The organism is Pseudomonas sp. AFG_SD02_1510_Pfu_092 (assembly GCF_003331055.1).
Classification (GTDB): domain Bacteria; phylum Pseudomonadota; class Gammaproteobacteria; order Pseudomonadales; family Pseudomonadaceae; genus Aquipseudomonas.
The window spans coordinates 1-935 of sequence record NZ_PUQD01000128.1; the positions used below are offsets into that span (position 1 = coordinate 1).

Sequence of the window (935 nt, forward strand, 5' to 3'; positions counted from 1 at the left end):
AGGTCGAGGGGTTTGCCCAGCCAGTCGCCGATGATGGTCAGGCCGAAGGCGGCGTAGCGTAGGGTGGTGCCAATGGGCAGGTTGTGGCCATCGCTGACACCATAACCATTGATAAAACCCGACAACACAGCACTGTGGCAAGGCGCTATTACAGCAAATTGTCCTGTGGCCAGGGCACACAGCATTACGTGAGTGATGCCGTCCAGATCATCAAGGCCAAACCGTGTGGTGCCCTTTAAATTTTCGACGATTACGCTGTTGGCTATGAGTAGTTTCAATATGCCCACGGCAATTGTACGAGGTGCTCCCAGGTAAGGGTTCTCAGAAGCTTGGAGAAGACTGTTTCCTACATCATTTATACCTAGTCTGAATATTTCGTCAGCGGCAATGGCGACACTGTCGTTTCCGTTTATGTAATCAGTGATTCTATGTTTTTCTAGCGAGGCATCAGCTGACGCCCAGTTTTTAATGCTTTTGAGACTGCTGGTTAGCCGAGAACTATTGGTAGATGTCATGTCGTCACCACTTGTTTATCTGAATTCCGGTCGAGCTGCCTGCGAGCGTACTTAGCTGCCCGTCAGGTGAAAAAAATACTTGAGCGTGCAGGTATGAGATCTTTCCACTACTCATCGCATTGCGGAGGTGTGCTGCTTTAGCGGCTATATCAGGGGTTACTGTTTTTAGGTTGTCGATATTCCAGCCGCCCTTTTTTCTTGCAATCAGTTTCTGTATTCGCTCGACGTTCGCATTTCCGCCAGCCGCTTGTGTCTTCAAAAACCCAGGCGTCTTGCTCTTCCCCAGCGTCGTCTTCACCTCGATCACCAACAACGTTCCCGCCTCGAACTGCACCTCTTCCAGCGGCGCCGTCCCCTTCAGCCCATCGATGTGATGCCGCATCTCCTGCGTCGTCGGATTTCGTACCGTCATCGAAGGGG

Annotated in this window: 2 pseudogenes; both read right to left on the reverse strand. The window is 51.4% G+C overall.

The features are described from left to right. Positions 1-515, reverse strand: a pseudogene (locus C6A77_RS26060) (hypothetical protein); the annotation flags it as partial. A 4-nt stretch (positions 516-519) separates the two neighbouring features. Beyond that, positions 520-935, reverse strand: a pseudogene (locus C6A77_RS25130) (hypothetical protein); the annotation flags it as partial.